Annotated in this window: 20 protein-coding genes, 4 tRNA genes and 1 riboswitch; of the genes, 1 reads left to right on the top strand and 23 read right to left on the bottom strand. The window is 41.6% G+C overall.

Features of this window, described 5'->3' with window-relative positions:
- Positions 1–449 precede the first annotated feature (449 nt).
- The 13 genes from WS40_RS04575 to WS40_RS04515 all read right to left on the bottom strand — a co-directional run bounded on the left by WS40_RS04575 (position 450) and on the right by WS40_RS04515 (position 8,558).
- A tRNA-Cys gene (locus WS40_RS04575) sits at positions 450–523 on the bottom strand.
- Between the two features lie 4 nt (positions 524–527).
- Positions 528–603, bottom strand: a tRNA-Gly gene (locus WS40_RS04570).
- Between the two features lie 61 nt (positions 604–664).
- Positions 665–741 (bottom strand) — tRNA-Asp (locus tag WS40_RS04565).
- A 26-nt stretch (positions 742–767) separates the two neighbouring features.
- Positions 768–843: transfer RNA gene (locus WS40_RS04560), tRNA-Val, on the bottom strand.
- Positions 844–1,006: 163 nt separating this feature from the next.
- Positions 1,007–1,876: an Hsp33 family molecular chaperone HslO gene (gene hslO / locus WS40_RS04555; protein ID WP_022287524.1), complete on the bottom strand. Its 870-nt coding sequence runs from the start codon at positions 1,874–1,876 to the stop codon at positions 1,007–1,009.
- Between the two features lie 4 nt (positions 1,877–1,880).
- Complete coding sequence (locus WS40_RS04550) at positions 1,881–2,633, bottom strand: class I SAM-dependent DNA methyltransferase (protein ID WP_046440548.1); 753 nt, start codon at positions 2,631–2,633, stop codon at positions 1,881–1,883.
- Positions 2,633–2,935 carry a YerC/YecD family TrpR-related protein gene (locus WS40_RS04545; protein WP_041337345.1) on the bottom strand — a complete coding sequence of 101 codons (303 nt, stop codon included), beginning with the start codon at positions 2,933–2,935 and terminating at the stop codon, positions 2,633–2,635. Before WS40_RS04545 ends, WS40_RS04550 begins: the two co-directional genes overlap by 1 nt.
- A gap of 111 nt (positions 2,936–3,046) precedes the next feature.
- On the bottom strand, positions 3,047–3,769 hold the full coding sequence (gene yihA, locus WS40_RS04540) for a ribosome biogenesis GTP-binding protein YihA/YsxC (protein WP_041337343.1): 723 nt from the start codon (positions 3,767–3,769) through the stop codon (positions 3,047–3,049).
- Positions 3,770–3,781: 12 nt separating this feature from the next.
- Positions 3,782–6,193, bottom strand: coding sequence for an endopeptidase La (lon, locus tag WS40_RS04535; RefSeq protein WP_138339010.1), 2,412 nt, complete (start codon positions 6,191–6,193; stop codon positions 3,782–3,784).
- 160 nt (positions 6,194–6,353) lie between these two features.
- Entirely contained in the window at positions 6,354–6,599 is a 246-nt protein-coding gene (gene rpsR / locus WS40_RS04530; RefSeq protein ID WP_022287519.1) for a 30S ribosomal protein S18, read from the bottom strand.
- A 46-nt stretch (positions 6,600–6,645) separates the two neighbouring features.
- Positions 6,646–7,170: a single-stranded DNA-binding protein gene (locus WS40_RS04525; protein ID WP_022287518.1), complete on the bottom strand. Its 525-nt coding sequence runs from the start codon at positions 7,168–7,170 to the stop codon at positions 6,646–6,648.
- A gap of 22 nt (positions 7,171–7,192) precedes the next feature.
- Positions 7,193–7,483 (bottom strand): 30S ribosomal protein S6, encoded by a 291-nt coding sequence (gene rpsF, locus WS40_RS04520; RefSeq protein ID WP_046440545.1) that lies wholly within the window; start codon positions 7,481–7,483, stop codon positions 7,193–7,195.
- 130 nt (positions 7,484–7,613) lie between these two features.
- Positions 7,614–8,558: an RING finger protein gene (locus WS40_RS04515; protein WP_046440544.1), complete on the bottom strand. Its 945-nt coding sequence runs from the start codon at positions 8,556–8,558 to the stop codon at positions 7,614–7,616.
- 159 nt (positions 8,559–8,717) lie between these two features.
- Between WS40_RS04515 and prfB the strand changes: the two genes are divergently transcribed.
- Entirely contained in the window at positions 8,718–9,836 is a 1,119-nt protein-coding gene (gene prfB, locus WS40_RS04510; protein WP_022287515.1) for a peptide chain release factor 2, read from the top strand.
- A 45-nt stretch (positions 9,837–9,881) separates the two neighbouring features.
- Here prfB and WS40_RS04505 read toward each other — a convergent pair whose 3' ends face one another.
- The 10 genes from WS40_RS04505 to WS40_RS04460 form a co-directional block, all read right to left on the bottom strand.
- Positions 9,882–10,766 carry a YesL family protein gene (locus WS40_RS04505; RefSeq protein ID WP_046440542.1) on the bottom strand — a complete coding sequence of 295 codons (885 nt, stop codon included), beginning with the start codon at positions 10,764–10,766 and terminating at the stop codon, positions 9,882–9,884.
- A 71-nt stretch (positions 10,767–10,837) separates the two neighbouring features.
- Positions 10,838–11,431: a stage II sporulation protein M gene (locus WS40_RS11420; protein ID WP_215648942.1), complete on the bottom strand. Its 594-nt coding sequence runs from the start codon at positions 11,429–11,431 to the stop codon at positions 10,838–10,840.
- Positions 11,432–11,481: 50 nt separating this feature from the next.
- Entirely contained in the window at positions 11,482–12,282 is an 801-nt protein-coding gene (proC, locus tag WS40_RS04495; RefSeq protein ID WP_046440540.1) for a pyrroline-5-carboxylate reductase, read from the bottom strand.
- Positions 12,283–12,458: 176 nt separating this feature from the next.
- The gene (locus tag WS40_RS04490) at positions 12,459–13,097 is read right to left on the bottom strand and encodes a folate family ECF transporter S component (RefSeq protein WP_117864641.1); all 639 of its coding nucleotides are present in this window, start codon (positions 13,095–13,097) and stop codon (positions 12,459–12,461) included.
- A gap of 117 nt (positions 13,098–13,214) precedes the next feature.
- Positions 13,215–13,316, bottom strand: a riboswitch (THF riboswitch).
- A 38-nt stretch (positions 13,317–13,354) separates the two neighbouring features.
- Positions 13,355–14,317, bottom strand: a complete 963-nt coding sequence (pfkA, locus tag WS40_RS04485; RefSeq protein WP_046440537.1) for a 6-phosphofructokinase — start codon at positions 14,315–14,317, stop codon at positions 13,355–13,357.
- 129 nt (positions 14,318–14,446) lie between these two features.
- Positions 14,447–16,270, bottom strand: coding sequence for a protein kinase domain-containing protein (locus WS40_RS04480; RefSeq protein WP_325208414.1), 1,824 nt, complete (start codon positions 16,268–16,270; stop codon positions 14,447–14,449).
- A gap of 127 nt (positions 16,271–16,397) precedes the next feature.
- Positions 16,398–17,180, bottom strand: coding sequence for a zinc ribbon domain-containing protein (locus tag WS40_RS04475; RefSeq protein WP_046440535.1), 783 nt, complete (start codon positions 17,178–17,180; stop codon positions 16,398–16,400).
- 129 nt (positions 17,181–17,309) lie between these two features.
- Positions 17,310–19,547, bottom strand: coding sequence for a DNA gyrase/topoisomerase IV subunit A (locus WS40_RS04470; RefSeq protein WP_046440533.1), 2,238 nt, complete (start codon positions 19,545–19,547; stop codon positions 17,310–17,312).
- A 5-nt stretch (positions 19,548–19,552) separates the two neighbouring features.
- The gene (locus tag WS40_RS04465; protein WP_022287506.1) at positions 19,553–20,677 is read right to left on the bottom strand and encodes a DUF6688 domain-containing protein; all 1,125 of its coding nucleotides are present in this window, start codon (positions 20,675–20,677) and stop codon (positions 19,553–19,555) included.
- 21 nt (positions 20,678–20,698) lie between these two features.
- Positions 20,699–22,681 carry a DNA gyrase/topoisomerase IV subunit B gene (locus tag WS40_RS04460; RefSeq protein ID WP_046440531.1) on the bottom strand — a complete coding sequence of 661 codons (1,983 nt, stop codon included), beginning with the start codon at positions 22,679–22,681 and terminating at the stop codon, positions 20,699–20,701.
- Between the last annotated feature and the right edge of the window lie 141 nt (positions 22,682–22,822).

The following is a 22,822-nucleotide window of genomic DNA, read 5'->3' as shown; positions in this document are numbered from 1 at the left end:
GGCTTCCGATTTTTTCGTGCTTTCTAATGCGCTGTCTTAAATCAGCTTATCTATTGTATCATATTAGCTAAGCTTTGTCAAGACTTTTCTTTGTGAATTCTTTATGAATTCGTTTGAACTCTTTTGTGAAGTTCTTTTTGAGCTACTCCTCAGGTCTCTTCTGTTCTCCCGAACCTTTTACCTTCGTTTCGCTTCTTCCTCTATCGCTCTCTCTCGAGGCGACTTGTTTATTCTATCACTTTTATGCCCTTTTGTCAACCCCTTTTTTTGCTTTCTGCTTTTTTTACACTTTATTTCCCTTTTCTTATCTCTTTTTGTCCATTTTGCTTTGCTCCTTTGTTCTTTTCATACAAAAAGTGACAACTGTGCGTCGCTCAGCTGTCACTTTGGATTGTTTATTATATTTAGACAAAAAAATAAACTCACAGAACAGAAGCTCTGTGAGTCATTGGAGGCGCCACCCAGATTTGAACTGGGGATCAAGGTGTTGCAGACCTATGCCTTACCACTTGGCTATAGCGCCATATTGGAGCGGATTACGAGGCTCGAACTCGCTACCTCCACCTTGGCAAGGTGGCGCTCTACCAGATGAGCTAAATCCGCATTTAGTGGCATCTACAATATTATATGCAAGATACCGAAACCTGATACATAAGGAATGTATTGGCGACCGGAATGGGGCTCGAACCCACGACCTCTAGCGTGACAGGCTAGCGTTCTAACCAGCTGAACTACCCGGCCATATGAGCGGACTTTATAAGTCCGCTTGGTGGGAACAACAGGGCTCGAACCTGTGACCCTCTGCTTGTAAGGCAGATGCTCTCCCAGCTGAGCTATGCTCCCGTTAGCTGTCGTTTTGAGTTGTATCTCTCAGCGACGATATTTATTATACACTATCCAAAGCCATTTGTCAAGAGTTTTTTTGAAATTTCTCAAAAAAAGTTTAAGTCCGCAAACGCTTTATTATCGGGCATTTGAATAGTGTACATAAAATATTCATTAAATATTATTCTTTTATTAACCCTAAAATCTCCTCAGGAGTAAAGTGATATTTCTTATCACAGAAGTGACACTCAACGTCAGTACCACCATCTTTAGAAAGATCTTCAAGTTCTGCCCTGCCCAAAGATATAAGAGCATTCTCTACTCTTTCCCTCGAACAATCGCAACGATAATTAACCTCAAAATCATCAAGAACGTTCGGTTCAAGACCCTCCAAGGCTTTCATTGCAATAGCTTCTGTGGTCATACCACCACATATAAGCTTTGTTACAGACTCCATTCCGTTTATATTCTTCTCTATCTGATCTATAGCTGACTCAGGTGCAAACGGCAAAAGCTGAATAAGAAATCCACCAGCACAATTCACTGTCAGATCTGGATTTACAAGTACGCCAAGAGCGCAGACGCTTGGCACCTGCTCACTGACAGCAAGATAGTTAGTTATGTCCTCTGCGATTTCGCCTGAAACAATAGGCACTTGTCCGCAGTACGGCTCTTTAAGTCCCATGTCCTTGACCACACTAAGCGTACCATTAGAGCCTACAGCCCCTCTGACATCAAGCTTGCCTTTATTGTTAAGCGGCAGTTCCACCACTGGATTTTGTACATACGCCTTAACATTTCCCATGCTGTCAGAAACGCATATAAGCGCACCTGTAGGACCGTCACCGTCCATTTTTACAGTAATAGAATCATCTTTGCCTTTAAGTCCAAATCCCATGAGCGAAGTACCCATAGCAAGTCTGCCAAGTGCCGCCGTGACCACAGCGGAAGTTTTATGTATCTCCTCAATGCGTGAAACAATATCCTTTCCGTCGATAGCGCTGCACACAACGGAAGCGTCTTTACTTATAACTCTAACTATTCTACCCATAAAATCACCCTCTGTTTATTCTCCTGCACACATAAAGAACTCTCTGCGTTTTATCATTAACTAGCGAGTCCTCAAATCCGTCATACTTTTCTATAAGCTCAAAATCATTTGACTTTACAAGCTCGCTCAAAAACTCGTCCGTATATATCCTCTCTGTGAAATCCTCACTAAAACGACAATAAGAGCCGTCCTCCTGCTCCTCAAAGAAGTCAAGATATATGCTCACGCTGTCATCATCATTAAGCTCATTCTGCCATGCACAGAAAAGCCCATCAAGATCATAGCAGAACGCATTGTCTGCAAGGATCACTCGGTGCTTGTACACAGTATTTACATCAAATATGAAAAGTCCACCATCGCAGGTAAATTTTGATACACACTCAAAAGTCTTTCTGACAGCTTCCTCATTTTCAAGGTGATTTATGCTGTCAAGAACACAAACAACAGCATCAACTGCGCCATACAGATCAAGCTCAGTCATATCCTGCATAAGATACTGTATGTTCAGACCGCTTTCATAGCGCTTATCCATGGCTTCTTCCAGCATTTGATCCGACAGATCAACGCCTACCACATCATAATCAAGACGTGCAAGTGCTTCACTGAGCGAACCTGTGCCGCAGGCAAGATCCAAAACTACCTCATGCTCTGAACTGTATCGTTTTATAAACTCATGACACCGTGCCGCAATTTTTCCGTAATCGACATTCTCTGTAAGCTTATCATAGTAACAGGCAAATCTGCCGTATCCGCTCATTACTTATCTTCCTTCTTATCCAATCTGTCAAAAACGATATTATATCCGCCTGAGCCGTCGTAAGAAAGCGAGCGGTTCACACGGCTTATAGTTGCCGTTGAAGCACCTGTTTCGTTTACTATATCGCTGTAAACATGATCCTTTGTGAGCATTTTTGCAACCTGAAAACGCTGCGAAAGTGCTTTCAGCTCAGGTATAGTGCAAAGATCTTTAAAAAACAACCTGCATTCCTCGACAGTTTCAAGACAAAGCACTGCTTCATAAAGATCGTCTAAATTTTTGATCTCAAGTTTCTCTTTCATGAAAAAAATCTCCTTTACGTTTCATGGTGTAAAGTGTTAAACCATAAATATATTTTAACACAAGTCATGAAAAATGTAAAGGAGAATTATGAATTTTTTATTTACTTACTCTTAATTTTTTCTTCTATTAGGCGTTAGAAAACCGCCGAATGACTTCGGCTCATCAGAAATATCCTCTTTATCATCGTAGTATTCCTCTTCTTCGTCCTCTGTATCGCTTTCTAGTTTCTCTGGTGGCGTTATCTCAGCCCCCTCGGATATATCGTCTATTATTGCCCTCAGTTCATCTACGCCCTCACCTGTGATAGCAGAGAACTCCACACAGGTGATGTCCTCAAAGCATGGTATCTCTGTCTTGAAAGCTTCCATACGTGCTTTTCTGGCGTTAGGCTTGAGCTTATCCGCCTTGGTGAACACGATTATAAATGGTATCTCAGCGTCAATAAGATAATTTATCATCATCAGATCGTCTTTGCTCGGCGGATGACGCATATCCACAAGCTGAAAAACAAGTGCAAGCTGTCTGCTGCCGTCATCAAGATAGCCTCCTATAAGACTGCCCCACTGCCTTTTCTCGGACTTTGATACGCTGGCATAGCCATATCCAGGCAGATCAACGATATAGATATTCTCCACCGAAAAGAAGTTTATTGTAACAGTTTTACCCGGCATAGAGCTTACTCTCGCCAAGTTTTTTCTGTTAAGAAGCTTGTTTATCAGCGACGACTTTCCCACATTCGACCTGCCGGAAAAGGCAAATTCAAGTCTGTCAGACTTGGGTATCTGTGAGAATTTTCCAAAGGAAGTATAAAATTCTGCTTTGTTATAATTCATAGGCGGCCCTTTCTATACCGTTAATTTTTTTCGCTCCGGCTCGTTCTTGCTTAGGAGTTCAAGCGGAACATTATTTTTGCTGTTTGGAACAAGTGCAACGTCAAGCACATCCTGAATAGTCTTTGCGAACACGAACTCGCAACAAAGCTTTACTGTATCGTCAACGTCATCAAGATCGCCCTTATTAGCAAAAGGCACAATAATAGTCTTTACCCCCGCCTTGTATGCAGCCATAGTCTTTTCACGGAGACCGCCTATAGGCAGTACTTTGCCGCTAAGAGTTATCTCGCCTGTCATAGCAACGTCACTGCGTACTTTTATATTACCCAATGCAGAGATAATGCCCGTTATCATGGTAACACCTGCAGATGGACCGTCCTTAGGCACAGCACCCTCGGGAGCGTGTATATGCAAATCTTTTTTCTCGTAAAAGTCTTTATCGATGCCATATTTGTCAGCAACGCTTCTGCAATAGCTTACGGCAATCTTTGCAGACTCCTTCATAACGTCGCCGAGTGAGCCTGTAAGCTCTATTCTGCCCTTTCCGTCAAGTACAAGGACTTCCAAAGGCATGACAACTCCGCCCACTGACGTCCATGCCAGACCATTTACAGAGCCAACAGCATCTTTATCTGATACAACATCAGGGAGATATTTCTCATGGCCAAGATATTTTTCAAGATTATCCGCCTTGAAAGTAACTTTCTTAACGCCGTCTTCAACTATCTCCTTAGCAGCCTTTCGGCAAAGCGAGCCTATCTGTCTTTCAAGATTTCTCACGCCAGCCTCTCTTGTGTAGCTGTCTATAAGCTTATAAATAGCATCATTGCAGATGCGTATCTGAGATGCTTTAAGACCGTTCTTACCTTCCTGCTTTTTAATAAGATGTTCCTTTGCAATATGGAACTTCTCCTCCCTAGTATAGCTAGACAACTCTATGACCTCCATACGGTCGAGAAGAGGTGCTTGAACAGTATCGAGAGTATTTGCAGTTGTAATAAACAGCACATCACTTAGATCAAATGGCACTTCAATATAATGATCTCTGAAAGCATTGTTCTGCTCGCTGTCAAGAACCTCAAGCATAGCAGACGATGGATCGCCCCTGAAATCATTGCTCATCTTGTCTATCTCATCAAGAAGAACGACAGGATTTTTACTTCCTGCAAGCTTCATGGCATTCATTATTCTTCCTGGCATTGCACCAACATACGTCTTTCTGTGACCTCTGATATCACTTTCGTCCTTAACACCGCCCAATGAGACCCTTACAAAGTTTCGATTAAGTGCTCTAGCAACAGACTTTGCCACTGACGTTTTGCCAACGCCTGGAGGACCAACAAGACAGAGGATCTGCCCCTTGACATCAGGAGTAAGCGCTCTTACAGCAAGATTTTCAAGTATTCTATCCTTGACCTTTGCCATGCCATAGTGATCCTTGTCAAGTATCTGCTTTGCCTTTTTAACGTCTGTCCTATCCTTTGTGACAGCATTCCACGGCAATGCAAGCACTGTGTCGAGATAATTTCTCAGCACAACACCCTCTTGTGACATCATACCCATCTTGGAAAGCTTCCTGACCTCGCCCATAAGCTTATCACGAACTTCTTCGGACAGTATAAGTGAATCTATCCTATGTGTGTACTCATCGATCTCATTTACATCTGAGCCGTCTTCATTTTCACCCAACTCATTCTGTAACGCCTTGATCTGCTCACGAATATAGTATTCGCGCTGACTTTCTTCTATCTGAGAATGGACCTGACTATGTATCCTTCTTTCAAGAGATAAAACATTGGTCTCTCGTGAAAGAATAGTGATCATAAGAATTAGCTTATCTAAAGCAGATGGGGCTTCAAGAAGCGACTGTCTGTCAGTAAAAGCTAACGGAATATTAAATGCCAAACTTTCAAAAAGTTGAACAGGCGTTTTAGAACCGAGTATCTGGGCATAAAGCTCTTCAGGCATTTTAGGAACCACCTTAACATACTCTTCAAACTCATCTAAGACCGAACGAAAAACAGCAAGTTGTTCGTCCTCGTCAAGCCTATCCTTTGAATAATTTGGTACAAGTCTTACATCAGCTTCATAGCAATCATCATACTGATAAAACTCAGCAAGTCTCGCTTTACGCAGACCTTCTACATAGCATCTGTATATTCCATCAGGTGCTTTAACGATCTGTCTTACCTTTGCTACAGTACCCACCTTGAACATATCCTTTTTTTCAGGCATTTCAAGATAAACGTCTTTTTGCGCACAAAGAAAAACAAATCGATCGCCGTCCATGGCATTTTTCATGCTCTTTATAGTTCTTGGTCTGCCAACATCAAAATGCATAGACATTCCAGGAAAAACTACCAGATCTCTCGTTGGAACACACGGCATAATATTATTTATTTTAACATCAGTTTTATCTTTCATAGTTGCTCCATTTCCTTACAGCTCTACAAATACTGTAATGCTTTGTTATACAGCTTTAGTATATAATATCACATTTATGATACATTTGCAAGCCCCACTCAGAAACTTCCCCTTAACAAAAAGAGGCACCTATAAAGGTACCTCAAAATAGAAAACACTATTAGTCAGCTACATATGGAAGAAGTGCCACATGACGTGCTCTCTTGATAGCTGTTGTAAGTTCTCTCTGATGATAAGCACAAGTGCCAGTTACACGTCTAGGGAGGATCTTAGCTCTCTCTGTCATGCACTTTCTAAGCTTTGCGATATCCTTATAGTCGATCTTTTCAGCTCTGTCTGCACAGAACATACAAACCTTCTTACGACCTCTCTTCATAGGTCTGCTTGTATTTCTTTCCTTTTCCATGGTAAATTTCCCTCCTTAGAGAAATATTTTTTCAAAACTCCTCTGCTTAGAACGGTACTCCGTCATCGGTCAATACTTCTTCAAAATCATCAAGGTCACCAATGGACAAAGCGTCATTTGATGGAGCATTGTTATAGTTATTCTGATTAGAATTGTTTGCAGGCTGTGAATATCCACCATTGTTCTGCTGGTAATTATTCTGCTGATAACCACCATTTCCGTAGTTATTGGAATAGTTACCTGCTCCCTGCTGTTTTGGTTCACCTGTGAAAGACACACTGTCAACATTGACCTCAGTTGTATAATGCTTTACACCATTCTTGTCATCATAAGAACCTGTTCTTATCTGACCTTCAAGAGCGATCATTCTGCCCTTTGAAAAGTATCTGTTGATAAATTCAGCTCTCTGCCCCCAAGCAGTGCAAGTAATAAAATCAGTTTGCCTTTCAGCACCCTGACGGACTGGTCTGTCAACTGCAACATTGAATCTCAAAACTGCATTTCCACTAGGAGTCTGTCTTACTTCAAGATCCTGAGTGATCCTACCCATTAAAATAACTCTGTTAAGCATAACTTTTCCCTCTTTCGCAGTTTTACTTGACCGTTACTAAGAAACGGATCACGCCGTCTGTGATACCAAGAATTCTCTCAAGCTCAGCTGGAAACTCAGGCGTAGATGTGAATGACCACAGTACATAAGTACCTTCTGTTTCATAATTGATAGCATAAGCCAGCTTACGCTTGCCCCAATTACTAAGTGTAACGTCACTTGCGTTTGCCTCGATCAAGTCATTGAACTTAGCTGTGAGTGCGTTTACAGCCTCCTCGTCAAGCTTAGAGCTGAAAATTACCATAGCCTCATAAGACTCATTAATTTTTGCCATTGCATTTGCACCTCCTTTTGGATTTCGCCTGTGCCGCAATTTGCACAAGCAAGGATAACTCAATTATTATAACACAAGACCGATTATCTGTCAAGTGTCACTTGCGTTTTTTTATGAACTTTTTGTAAAATCATGCAAATATCTTTGTAACACCAAAAATGCCAAACACAACTATCGCAGAATAAACGGCAAAGCCAAGAATAACAGCCCCCCATGACGTACCGCCCTTTGCTACTATCTTTTCGGCTATCTCCTGCTCAGTGCCGTCCTCCGACCTTATCTCACGGATCTTTTTTTGTGCAAACTTATAATACATATAATTGCCGAAAAAGCCTGCCACAAACTGAAGTGCCATTGAAACATACCATGTCGCAGCGGAAATGCCCTGAAAAACCCTTCCGGTCACATCGATGCCGATATCAAGCGAGAAACCCATTGTTCCTGCACTAAGATATTCTATCGCAGTAGGGATATTGAGCAGTGCTGTAGCCACAAGCATGATGATACCCACAAGATTCATTTTTCTAAACAGAAAATATAGGTGTGGAAAAAGAAAAGCCGCAAAGTTTATGGAAATCTTTCCACCAAATTTACCAAAACGTATAAAGTTAGACAAGAATATGAGCGGATTTGTCTTTACAAATTTTGCATAGTCATCTAGTTTAATGCCTTCAAGATCTGAGTCCTTATCAAATACAACCTGTCTGCCAAACGGACCGTAAGGCTGTCCGTCAGGGCCGGTCTGCTGAGCGTTATTTTGCGTGTCCATGTCGTTGAATGGACGTTCCTCAGTATCATTTTTCGTAAGCGGTGTTCCGCACTTTTCACAAAACAGCTTGTCAGGCGGATTTTCAAAACCGCAGCGTATACAGCGTATATTCTCACTTTCTACACTCTCCTGAGTTTGCTCCCAGCTCTGACAACTTTCATGCAAAGTGTCATTTATGCACTTTCCTTCTTTGAGATAACACTCACGATGATAAGGTGTGCCACACTCAGGACATACAACTATATCGTCACCATCTTTGAATACTTCTCCGCAGGAAAAGCATTTTTTTCCTGTATAATTAGCCATATCGGGTTTCCTTTCTTGCTGAAACAGGCTTTTTAAAGCCTTTAAATAATATTATAGCACAACTTTCAGGAAAATGCTATAGTTTTTTTATATTTTTCCTTTACTTTTCACAAAAAAAGTTTTATAATATATAATGATATAAAATAAGGAGAAAAAGATATGGTATTTTTAGAAAACTTAAAGTCAGAGCTTGAAGCTCTTAGACCTATCATCAGCGAGCTGCATGACGTATACGATATTGAACGTTCTCAGGAAAGGATTGCAGAGCTTCACGAAAAAGCCGCAGAGCCTAATTTTTGGGACGACATGGAGAAATCACAGAAGGTTTTGCAGGAAACAAGAAATCTTGAGGGCAAGCTGGAAAAATACAATAAATTCAAGTCGTCATTTGAGGATATCGAAGTGCTTATTGAAATGGCAGCCGATGAGGGTGACGAGGACATGATCGACGAAATACAGTCTGAGCTTAAAACTCTAAAAGAGGGTCTTGACGCCGCACAGCTTGACACTCTGCTCACAGGCGAGTATGATCACAACAACGCTATCATCAACTTTCATGCAGGAGCAGGCGGAACTGAGGCGCAGGATTGGAGCGAAATGCTTTTCAGGATGTATCACAAATGGTGTGAAAGTCACGGCTTCAAAATGACTACTCTTGATTATCTCGAGGGTGCAGAGGCTGGCATGAAGAGTGCCTCCGTTATCGTGGAGGGTGAAAACGCTTATGGCTATCTTAAAAGCGAAGCAGGAATACACAGACTTGTGCGTATCTCACCTTTCGACAGCTCAGGAAGCAGACACACGTCATTCTCAGCGGTGGACGTTATGCCTGAAATAGACGATACAATCGAAGTAGATATCCGTCCTGAGGACATTAAAATGGACGTTTATCGTGCAAGCGGTGCAGGTGGACAGCACATCAACAAAACGTCATCAGCCGTAAGACTTACCCACATACCAACGGGCATCGTTACATCATGCCAGACACAGCGTTCACAGTTCCAGAACAGGGATTATGCAATGAAAATGCTCAAAGCAGAGCTTATCAAAATAAAAGAGCGTGAACATCTAGAGAAGATAGAGGATATCAAGGGTGTTCAGAAAGAGATCGCATGGGGTGCTCAGATACGTTCCTATGTTTTCATGCCATACACTCTTGTAAAAGATCACAGAACGGGTTTTGAAAACAGCAATGTAAACGCTGTTATGGACGGCGACCTGGACGGTTTCATAAACGCTTATCTCAAAGCGCTTTCACTTGGCGAGATCGAAAAATAATTAGCATAAACAAAGGACAGTTCAAATGAGCTGTCCTTATGTTTTTTATGAGATTGTTTTGCCTTTTTTTCTGCTCTCTTTGGTCTTGACAGGAGTTTCTTCCGCCGCTCTATCCTCAAAGAGCTGTTCGTCAGGTTCTGCATTCTTGTATGCAAACTCAGGATTGCTTTCACCACGCTGATCGTAGTAAGGCTGGATAACGTGTTTTCTGATAACAGGATAACAATTGAAGCAAGTCACGAAGCATATGAACGAAAGAGGCCAAAATGGCAATATGAACAGAGAATATGGCAGGAAAAGATACATCATAACAATAACGATAAGCGATGCCAGAAGTGACCAAAGAGACTGCTTTATGCCAAGACTCACAAGATAAAACGAGTTCTTTATTATCTGCTTCATGTTAAGGTTAGTGGAGCTTATCATAAGATAGATGTAAAAGTGCATCATGAAGAATACAATAAGACAGCTTATGCAGATAACAAACGGAATGTATATCATGGAGTTCTGCTCTGCCCAATATTTATACATTGGAATCCCGACCATAAATCCTATAGCGAAGATGATATCTATGGCACCCATGATAGTGCCCTGCTTGAAATTCTTCTTGAAAGAATCCCAGAAATCATGTAGCAGAAACGCATTTCTTTCCTGAGAATAATTTCGGCAAACCTTTGTCATTGCAGCCGTTGCAGGTCCTACCAATACTGACGGTATCGCCAGTAAGAGCCATATTGGATTTGATGTCATAAGCATAAGTATGACCATAAGCGTCATCGGTATGCAGAAAACGAAATACAGCAAATTAAGCTCCATAAGCTTCCACATATGCCTGCCATAGACTTCAAAAAACTTAAAAATACCCTTTTTCTCCTGAGGTGCTTTAAGCACACCTCTGCCAGGGGTATTGTAATTACCAAATAAAGACATTACACCACTCCTTAAAATTAATAGTCCCCGAAATTGCCCCGAATTTTATTTCATTCTTTGTATACTGTATACTAAATTCGTCCTGCAAAAATAATCGTCAGCAGACATTCAAGCGCAGCCGCAACAGCCGCCACCGCTTCAAGCACAAGAAACTTAACAGCATAAAGCCGCACCGTCTGTCGCAGACCGCTATGCTGTCCTTCAGAAAAAACAATGCACAGCAGGATATTTGACATAGCGACAGCTTCCCTTGCGGCTATCATAAGTGCCGCCGCTGTTATGACCGCAGGAAGAAGTACAAACATTGCTGAAAGTAATGCACCATGTCCGCCGTAAATGCTGTAAAGCTGAGACATTGCAACACCCCAGCCCATGCCACGTAACAGCAATACTGCAACAGCTAAAGGCTGTCCAAGTGAAGAAAAACCTGACAAAAACACAACTGCTAAAAAAACAGTCGAACTGAAAAAAGACCTCACAAGAATTTCTTCAAGATCACCTGACGACCTCACGTCAACGAAGCTGTTTGAAAACACCGACAGCATTGAAAGCTCGTCGCTGCCCATAAAGCAAAAAGTAACAGCACCCAAAAGCGCACCAATCAGGATAGCTCCTGCAAAAAATGCAAGAACTCCGCTTTTGTATATGCCTGTCCCGCTGTTCATTATACATCACTCCTTTGAGTAATGTATATGCCACGGTGCAGAAAAAATAACTATTTTGAAAGCTCGTAAGCTCTCTTAGTGCAAGCCTTGCAGCAGTCCTCAACAGCCTTTGGCAGACCGCCCTCACGGAGCTTTTCAAGACCAGCGATAGTTGTGCCACCCTTTGATGATACCATTTCAATAAGCTCGTCAAGTGACTTGCCACTGTCAGTTATCATTTTGGCAGAGCCGATAAGCGACTTTGCAAAAAGATCTCTTGCAACTGTTTCATCGATGTCAACGCTCTTCGCATACTCTACGAATGCCTGAGCATACAGATAGATAAAAGCAGGAGATGAGCCGTTTATTGCTATTATCTCTTTCATTTTATCCTTTGATATGACGGCGTACATACCGCATGAGCCAAAGATATTGCAAACAAGCTCAAACTCCTCATCTGTTACGCTGTCAGAGCGTGAAAGAGCAGTTGCGCCCTCCCCAAGAAGAAGAGGAGTGTTTGGCATAACAAGCACTACCTTTGCGCCAGCCACAGTTTTTGAAGCGATATAATCATCTGTAATGCCTGCGCATATAGAAACTATGACAGTATCTTTCGTTACCGCAGGAGCTATCTCATCAAGCACCTCGTCAAGCTGCTGAGGCTTAATTGCAAGAAAAACATATTCTGACTTTTCAACTACCTCTGCACAGCCTGAACATTTTACTGTTCCAAGCTCGTCAAGTCTATCAAGTATCGGAGCATATTTATCAAAAGCGTAAAGCTGAATATCCTTACCCATTTTACTGCCTGCAATGCCTTTCATGATAGCATAGCCCATATTTCCTGCACCGATAAAACCAACATTTATCATACACTCAAGACCTTTCTGAATAAAAGGCAGAAGCCTGCCTTAAAAATAACTTAATTTTAATTATACACTAAATCTCAACGGATTTCAAGTGTTTCACCTAAATTTCACATTAGTACCCCATTTTTCTTGTATATTTTCACGCAAAAAAACAGCGACATTTCTGCCGCTGCTTTAAATCATATATTTGTCGCTTTATGTCCAAACTGTGTTCTTACTTTTTCATAAGCAAACTTCACAGCAGGCAGGAATATCATTAGCAAGATCAGATCCACAGGGAGCTGGATAAGATTTTTCGCTATTCTCGGTGTGCAGTATGTAAGAAAACCGCTCATTCCTTCTTTGGTGAGGTTTGTGATGCCAAAAGTCTTGTTTACATAAAGTGTATACAGGAAATAAGAATTAAGTCCTATATTACAGAAAAGTATAACACTTCCTCTTGCAATTGCGATCCTTATGTAGCTTTGAAGCTTTTTGTTGTTAAAATCGCACTTATATAACAGACAGCCGTAGATGATACCTGAAATAATAACTACCATTGCAAGCTGTGGGCTGTAGGCTCTCGGAGATTTGTTCTGCACTATATATCCTAGAAAGTCTAGCACAAATGTAGACATTCCACATACCACAGGTCCGTAAAGCATACCTATAGTACAGGTTGCAAGAAAAGTGAAACCAATCCTCAAGTCAGGCGTTACCTCAATGGAAAATGATCTGATAGCAAACGCCAACGCTATCAGTATTCCTGCTGTTGTCAATGTTCTAAGATCTTTCAGTGACTTGAAAGAGTCATAGAACATTCTTCCGAAGCTCTTCATAAATTTACCTCCTTATTCTGCGAGCTTGTCGCTTTGTGCATAACGGAGCATAAAAACAGCTCTGCACACTACCCATGCGGGATGTGCAGAGCCGCTATAAAAAGCTTCAATTACACATTCAGCGGGATGCGAAAACCGAACCGCAAAGATTCTGCCTTTTTCGTTCCGACGGCAACTCCCCGTCCGACGGACACTTAACGCTCAGTTTTCTACTCTGTAATATGTCAAAGTCTTAAAGACTCAGACCTCATGAAAAATTAGAATGCAGTTTCATTGAGGATCTTGTAAAGCTCCTCCTCGAAAGGCTTCTTCATTGAAAGAGCCTCCTGAATATCTACATCATATATCTTGTTGTCCTTCATACCAACAACTCTGTTGCCAATGCCCTGCTCTAGCAGTTCAACAGCGTGATAGCCCATTTCAGTTGCGACAACTCTATCTCTTACTGTAGGAGAGCCACCTCTCTGAACATGACCGAGAATAGTAGCTCTTGACTCGACACCAGTAATATCCTGAAGAGTTCTTGTGATATACTCTGTCTTGCCAACACCCTCAGCAACTACAATGATAAAATGTGTCTTGCCTGACTTCTTTGTCTGCTCCATCTTCTGAGCAATAGCATTGAGGTCATAAGGCTTCTCAGGTGTGATAACAGCCTCAGCGCCTACAGCAGCAGCAACGTTGATAGCAATGTGACCAGCGTTTCTGCCCATTACCTCAACTACTGAACATCTGTCATGTGACTGTGCTGTATCTCTGATCTTATCGATCATTTCCATAGCTGTGTTCATAGCTGTGTCATAACCGATAGTATATTCTGTGCATGAAATATCGTTGTCTATAGTACCAGGCAGACCGATACATGGGATACCCTGTGCTGAAAGGTCAGCCGCACCTCTGAATGAGCCGTCACCACCGATAACTACGATACCGTCAAGACCCATTTCAAGACACTTATCTCTGCCCTTCTTTACGCCCTCGATATCTCTGAATTCAGGACATCTTGCAGTATAAAGACAAGTACCGCCTCTCTGGATTATGCCTGAAACAGTTCTTGCATTCATCTCAATAACTTCACCGTTAAGAAGGCCGTTATATCCCCTGAGGATACCTACGACTTCCATACTCTTTGCAAGACCAGCTCTGCATACTGCTCTGACAGCAGCGTTCATTCCCGGAGCATCTCCTCCGCTGGTAAGTACACCAATTTTCTTAGCCATGTAAAATACCTCCAAACCAGGAAACAATTTATCCTGTTACTTTCCTAATAATCTATAATGAGCATAGCACAAAGCCCCTGAATTGTCAAGGGCTTTGTTTATTTTTTAACATTTTATTAAACGTTTTCGTTATTCAGCAGGCGCAACAGCCGGAACTGGTGTTGTTTCAGAAGAGCTGCCTGTGTTCGTATCAGGTTTAGGCTCTGTTGCCTTTGTTGTAGTGGTCGTAGTCACAAGACCTGCGGAAACTGTAACTGTAAGCACATCACCATTTTTAACATTCACAGTGTTTCCAACATTAACGCTTGTCGCCATAACATATCCTGCAGAAACAGAGCTTGAGAAATCGGTAACGACCTTATACTTGATATTATAAGAATCAAGCAGCTCAAGGTAAGCCTTCTTCGACAGGCCAGAGAAATCAGGAACAGGAACATTTTCAGGGCCTGCACATACTTTAAGAACAAGCTCATTTTTCAAAGACGGATCAAAATCAGTACCCTCTGGTATGCTCTGCTCTTTAACAACGTCCTTATCGTCAACATCAGAATAATAATATTCAGCCTTGATAGTAAAATCCTCACCAAGTTGTTTTACAACAGTATTGTATTCCAGACCCACAACGTTAGGCATTATAGCGCCATAGCCATATTCTGACTGACTTTCAGCATCAGTCACCTTAGGCGTAGCAACTGTGGTGCTGTAAACGAATACCTCGCTGTCAACTCCATCTGCATCATCAGAAGAAATGACCTTATCCTCAGACGAATCATTATTGCTGTCCGACGGACCTGAAAACAACTCATATAGCAGAAAAACTGAAAGCAAAAGCACTATCACAAGCACCGTCCAGCCTATTATCGTAGCCGTTTTATTCTTAGGCTTTTCTTCCTCACGAGTCTGCTGTGGCATTTGCCTTGACTGCGTTCTTTGTCTTGGAACATGCTGTATAGGAATAGTCTGAGTTGAACCCTTAGGGTGTTCCATATGCGTTGTATGCTGCTCAAAAAGTGCAGTAACAAGCTCTGAAACTGTCTGTATTCTTTCTTCGCCACGAACTCTCATAGCTCTTGAAAGAACTCGTGAGATATGCTGTGGTATTCTCGGATTGACTCTGCAAGCTTCGACCATAGTATCATTCTTTGTACGGGTATAAGCATCAAGGGGCATACAGCCTGTTAGTATTCTATAAAGAACTGCAGCAAGTGCATAAACGTCAGTCCATGTGCCCTGCCATTCTAACGAAGAATATTGCTCAGGGGCGGTATATCCTGAATAGAACTCAGGAGAAAGCCCTGTATTAGATGTTCTTATAGAACTTATGCAAAAGCCTGTAAGTTTAAGCTCACAATCAGTTGTAACAATAATATTTTCAGGAGATATTCCCCTGTGTATGATACCTGCATTATGTATAATGCTCAATGTTGTAAACAATGGCACAAAAAGCTTTTTGACCTGTTCCCATGTGAGAAAGCCTGTATTTGACTGTAAAAATTTCTTTAGCGTCACGCCCTCCACATATTCGAGTATGACATAGGTCGTATTATTCTCGCAAAACATATCCTTTGCCGTGGCGATATGCTGAAGATTTCTCATGCGTGAAAGAACTTTGTTCACGTCTGCAAACTCAGACATAAATGTCTTATACTTAGCCAGACAATCTGGATTCACCACAAGTCGCTGACTTTCGCTATCTCTTTCGCAAAGAGTGTCAGGCATATACTCTCTTGCCACACACTTGCATTTGCCAACCATATCGTAGCAAATGTAAGACGCACCCTCACCATTATATGAAAGCATTTTTCCGACTATATATCTGTTGTCAAGCACTGTTCTCGGTGCAAGATAAGCCTGTAAATGCGGGATATCGTCGGTATAGCTACAATAATGACAGCGACCGTCAGAACCAAGTTCGTTCATACAGCCCATACATAATTTAGTACTAGGATCCATACCGAACCTCCTTTTTACGTTATTCATCAATTTATATTAGCAACAAACCGAGCATAAGTCAAGTTTTTTTGTGCAATTGTAGAATTTACGCAACAATTTGTATTTCTTTTGTAACATTATGACCCTTTTACAGATACTCAGGATAAATAAGCGTAGAAGAATAATACAGATACTTATTATCCGTATCGAACGTTACATTAAGCACCACAGGCTGATCATCACCTGCGTCATTCTCATACCAATAGCGGTATATATAATTTTTAGTGTCTTTTGACCATACGATGCCGTAATATTCAAGGTCTATGGCATCTGACAAGCCACTCCACTTTGCTCCTTGTTCAAACTTATCAAGGTTGATAGCTTTACTCTTTTTTTCACCGTTTGCATTGTTTTTAAGCACCTTGAAATTTGAATATTTTACAGTTTGTATACGTTCTTCATCATCAACAGTAACAAGTGCCGCCCATTCAGGATAATTTATGCCATCAACATTAACACTGTCATCAGACTCAATGATATAATCAAAATTCAGTGCATTGTTCACTCCCTGAAAAACCGATTCGTCCTTAAAGTGCATATCAAGCTTTTTCTGAGCCTTTGCAACATCTACGCCGATATATTCAGAAATGCTCTCAGCGGTGTTTTCACCCTTTCCGCTTATAATATTCACAACGATAAGGACGACAAGCACCACAAGGAGCACTACCGCCACTGTTATAAGAATAAGCTTGAGCTTGCTTTCAGACAATTTATGTTTTTTCTCACCCACTATTTCTACGTTTAGCGGTTTATTCTGCTTTTTGAAACGCTTCATGATAGATGTATTTTTGTCTGGTCTTAATCTAGTGTCACAGTTAGGACAGAAAATGTCATCATCGTCAACTGACTTGTGGCATTTAGGACACTCCATAAAAACAACTCCCGTTTGCAACATCCGTGCATTTGCACACTTTTTCAAAACAAGTATACCATAATCTCTGTAAAAAGTCAACAAACGAAAAACAGCGGACAGAAGTCTATCCGCTGTAAAAAACATATATCAGAAGTGCATCTGGTCTGGATCTTCGATATCCTTTGCAAAACAGCCTGCAACAGGTATCGTTTTGCTGCGATATTTTGAAAGGCCTGCTGCTGTCTCATCGTCAACGATAAACGCCTTATCAACAACTGCATTCTTCGCCTTAAGTGTCATGACCTGAACGCCTATAGTATCTCTCGTGGACTTAGGCATAAGAAGTGCAGTATCAAATATCATTGCTCTGCCGTTAGTTGTGCGAAGCATTATCTCAGCGTTATCCTGCACAAAGAACATTCCCACAAGCTTAGCCTTTGCAGAATAAGCGTTGGCAAGCTTCTTTCTGTTGGTCTTTGTTTCATAGGCATTGAGCGGCACTTTTGCCACCTTTCCGTTTTCAAAACAGAATATCATATAGCCCGAATAATCCACAGTATTCACCATGGACACAACGCCCTCACAGTCATCAAAACCAAGCTTTGCAGGAATATAGTCGCCAAGAGAGCTTGCCTTTGTGTCGGCAAACTGCGATACCTTGGTCTTATACACAGCCGCCTTGTCCGAGAAGAACAGAAGCTCCGTTTTGTTGGTGCTTTCCATTTCCTGAAGCGGACCGTCGCCCTCTTTATACTTCTGCTCGCTTGCCATTCTCAGTGATTGCGGAGTACATTTCTTGAAATAACCGCTTTGAGATAGGAAAAGCTTGCAGGCGTAGTCAGGGATATCGTCCTCTATGTCTATCTCCTCGATATCAGTCTTATAATAGAACTGAGTTTTTCTTGGCTGACCATACTTCTTTGAAACTTCCTTTAATTCGGAAATGATGATATTCTTTATTTTTCTGTCGCTTCCAAGAATATCTTCAAGCTCTGCAATAGCTTTTTCAAGGTCCTCAGTTTCGGCAGTTCTTTTGAGGATATACTCACGGTTAAGGTGTCTGAGCTTTATTTCAGCCACATAATCAGCCTGTATCTCATCAATGCCGAAGCCTATCATCAGGTTTGGAACGACTTCAGTTTCTTCCTCTGTCTCCCTGATTATTTTTATAGCCTTGTCTATATCAAGGAGTATCTTTCCAAGACCTTTCAGAAGGTGGAGCTTGTCTTTCTTCTTTGCAAGATCAAATCTTGTTCTGCGTCGAACGCAATCCATTCTGAACGCTACCCATTCTTTAATTATATCATAAACGCCCATTATTCTTGGATAGCCGTGAACAAGTATATAGAAATTGCATGAATATGAGTCCTGAAGCGGTGTCAGCTTATAAAGCTTTTGCATAAGCTTATCAGGGTCTACGCCCTTTTTGATATCTATACCTATTTTCAGACCGTTAATATCCGTTTCATCACGGATATATGATACCTCTCTTATCTTGCCTGCCTTAACGAGAGCGATTATCTTCTCGATTATTGCTTCAACTGTGGTAGTGGCAGGTATCTCAACGATCTCAAGACACCTTGACTCCTTGTCATACTGATATTTTGCTCTCAGCTTAACAGAGCCTTTTCCTGTGCGGTATATCTTATCAAGCTCTTCCTCATCATAGAGAAGTGAAGCACCGCCCGGAAAGTCAGGTCCTTTCAGCGTTTCAAGAGCGTTGAAATCAGGATTTTTCATAAGTCCGATAGTTGTCTCGCAAACCTCGCTGAGATTGAACGGACAAACTGATGAAGCCATAGAAACGCCTATACCAACGTTTGCATTAACAAGTATTGACGGGTAAGTAGCAGGAAGCAAGGTCGGCTCTGTGGTGGTGTTATCATAGTTAGGAACAAAATCCACAGTGTCCTTGTCTATATCTCCGAAAAGCTCCTGACAGATAGGCATGAGCTTTGCCTCAGTGTATCGTGAGGCAGCATAAGCCATATCTCTTGAATATGCCTTACCGAAGTTACCCTTGCTCATTACATATGGGTGCAAAAGCGCTTCATTGCCCTGTGAAAGTCTTACCATGGTTTCATATATAGCGCCGTCTCCGTGAGGATTGAGCCTCATGGTCGCACCAACGATATTGGCAGACTTTGTGAGCTTTCCGTTTAAAAGTCCCATTTTATACATGGTATAAAGCAATTTTCTGTGTGAAGGCTTAAAGCCGTCTATCTCTGGGAACGCTCTTGATACCAAAACGCTCATGGCATACGGCATATAGTTCTTTTCAAGGGACATTGTTATCTTTTCGTCTGCAACAAGTCCTGCACCCTCGATATATGCGTTGTTATTTGGTTTAGCAGTCTTTTTAGGCTCTGCCTTTTTTCTTGCCATAAAATCTATCCTTTCATAAAGTTCGTAAGGTCGGTGCACTTTTTGCCTGTATACTGCATAGCGATCCTGCTTTCGGGATCGGCGTCAAACATATACAGCACCGCAATAAAAATAAATTCAAGTGGTTTCATAAGGATATAGACCACATCTGCACGCAATTTCGTCGATATATGCTGTGAAATGGGATATCCGTGTTTATCGTAAAAGCTTCTCACACATTTGTGAAAACGTGGAAGCTTATCCTGTATAAGCTCTTCAAATGCGTTTGCAACACAAAGCTGTCTGTTCACAACTATCTTATCCCCACGCCGCAGACCCATTCGCTGAGGTTTGACGAGCTTAGCGTGTCCCCCTGCCGCAACTGTGCAAAGATAATGCCCTTGTGAGTAATCAGGCGGCGGAGGTATCTGCTGAGAAAACGTCCAATCGGCTGTTTCCGTGAAAGCCTTTACTATGCTGTCAGGGCGCTGTCCAAATAAAACAAGTATCAAAAGCATCACCGCAAGGAGCGGTATCATTGCCACAAAGCTGATAAGATACCAACCAAGGCTTTTTGTGAGAAGCTTATTAAGCCAGCCCATAAAGCCGCTTTTCTCCGCCGAATTGCTGAGATATCCCGTCTGCGCCTTTATTTCACGGCGAATGAGCCTTACGGACATAAGCATATAATTCATTGGAAAAACCAACATCATCACCGTGAAAAAGTTATCCATATTCTTCAAAAGCTGTATCACCAGCAGTATATCAAGCACATTGCCCATATACACCCCTGCAATGAGCATAGCCGCAAACAACGGCGGTTTTCTCTTTGTTATAACACTCAACAGTACAATGCACACCATAGCTATAAAAAACAGGAAGAAAAAACTAAACCTATACTCCCCTGCTATGGGTGTATGAAATTCCCCATGAACAGTTAGAGGAACATCATATTCAACGCCAAGACCTAACCCGTCAAGGTCAAAAACAGACAGCAGCGAACCGATTACCACCGTCAGCACATCAAACAGCGGTCTGTCCAATTCTTTAGGTGCATTCTCAAAAAGCCTTATAACATTTATTACTGTGAAAAACAATGGAAGTCCAACACATATCACAAGCGCAGACGACCATATAAAAATTGCGTCCATAATGCTCTCACCTCAAACAGCTTATGAAATATCTGCCATATCCAGATAATCAACACCATTATTGGTGATGAAATCTTTTCTGCCCTGCAGATCGTCACCCAAGAGCATATCGAACATCCACTGTGTCTGCTCGATATCGTCAGGCTCTATCTTTATAAGACGTCTTGTGGCAGGGTCCATTGTCGTAAGGCTCATCATCTCCGCCTCGTTCTCGCCAAGACCTTTTGAACGCTGGATATCAAACTTTTTATTGCCTATCATTTTGAGTATCTTTGTCTTTTCGTTCTCGTCATATGCAAAGTAAGTCTTGTCGGAAGTCGTTATCTCAAAGAGCGGTGACTCCGCAATATAAACATATCCTTTTTCAATAAGGGTCGGCACAAGTCTGTAAAGCATTGTGAGTATAAGCGTTCTGATATGGAAGCCGTCAACATCGGCATCAGTACAGATAACTATCTTGTTCCAACGAAGATTGTCAAGATTGAACATAGATATCTCCTTGTTCTTGCCAGTCTTGACCTCAACGCCGCAGCCTATGACTTTTATAAGATCTGTGATTATCTCGTTCTTGAAAATCTTATCATAGTCAGCTTTCAAACAGTTGAGTATCTTTCCTCTCACAGGGATAACAGCCTGAAACTCTGCATTTCTTGCCATTTTTACAGAACCGAGCGCCGAGTCGCCCTCCACGATATAAAGCTCACGCTGAGAAAGGTCTTTTGAACGGCAGTCAACGAATTTCTGCACCTGATTTGAAAGGTCGATAGAGCCTGCAAGCTTTTTCTTCAGGTCTATTCTTGACTTCTCAGCCTTTTCACGGCTTCTCTTGTTTACAAGAACCTGCTCTGCTATCTTCACCGCTTCGTCAGGATTTTCAATAAAGTATATCTCGAGATTGTGCTTCAAGAACTCTGTCATGCACTCCTTGATAAACTTGTTTGTGATAGCTTTCTTTGTCTGATTGGCATATGAAGTCTGTGTAGAAAACGAACTTGAAACAAGCACCAAGCAATCCTCGATATCCTGAAAAGTAATAGGCTTTTCGTTTTTCAGATACTTATTGTTGCTTTTGAGATAAGCATTTATCTGAGATGTAAAAGCACTCTTTACAGCGTCCTCCGGTGAGCCACCATGTTCCAGAAAGCTTGAATTGTGATAATATTCAAGACATTTTACCTGATTAGAGAAAGTGAATGCCACAGAAAGCTTTACCTTGTAATCGTCCTTGTCCTCACGGTCACGACCCTTGCGGTCGCCTGTGAAAAACTGCACCGAGGTCAGAGGCTTTTCACCTGCTATCTCTGCAACATAATCAGCGATACCATTCTCATAATAGAACGTCTTTTCTTCAAAAGAATTGTTCTCACGCTGTATACGCAGGATAAATGTGATATTAGGGTTTACTACAGCCTGCTTTTTCAGAACGTCCTCCAAATATTCGTTCTCAATTTTTATATCAGTGAAAACTTCAAGGTCAGGTCGCCAATGTGTCTTTGTACCTGTCTTTTTCTGCTTTGTTTCTTCCTTTTTAAGACCGCCGACGTTTCTTCCCTTTTCAAAGTGCAGGTCATACTTATATCCGTCACGGAAAACCTCGACGTCCATAAACTCAGATGAATACTGCGTCGCACAAGCACCTAGTCCGTTAAGGCCCAACGAATATTCATAGTTATCTCCGCTGTTATTATTATACTTACCGCCTGCATAAAGCTCGCAGTAAACAAGCTCCCAGTTATATTTTTTCTCACGCTGGTTATAGTCAACAGGACAGCCACGTCCGAAGTCTTCCACCTCGATAGAATCGTCATTGTACTTTGTAACGATTATCTTATCGCCATGACCATCACGAGCCTCATCTATAGAGTTTGAAAGAATTTCAAAAACAGAATGTTTACAGCCCTCAAGTCCGTCAGAGCCGAATATTACCGCAGGACGCTTTCTTACTCTGTCCTCCCCCTTAAGGGATACTATATCTTCATTTGTATATTCCTTTTTATTTGCCATTTCTCATTTCCTTTCTTACGGATCTGAAGAATTTTTTACATACAAATTATATTATAACACAAAGTCAACGATTTTGTAAATACATTAATTAAACATTTCTGAATATCAAGCAGAACATATGTTTTGTGACAAATAAACAAA

Origin of the sequence: Ruminococcus sp. N15.MGS-57 (genome assembly GCF_000980385.1) — a bacterium.
GTDB classification, from domain to species: Bacteria; Bacillota; Clostridia; order Oscillospirales; family Ruminococcaceae; genus Hominimerdicola; species Hominimerdicola aceti.
The sequence above is the reverse complement of the archived record's forward strand: the minus strand, read 5'-3'. Positions and strand labels throughout refer to the sequence as shown.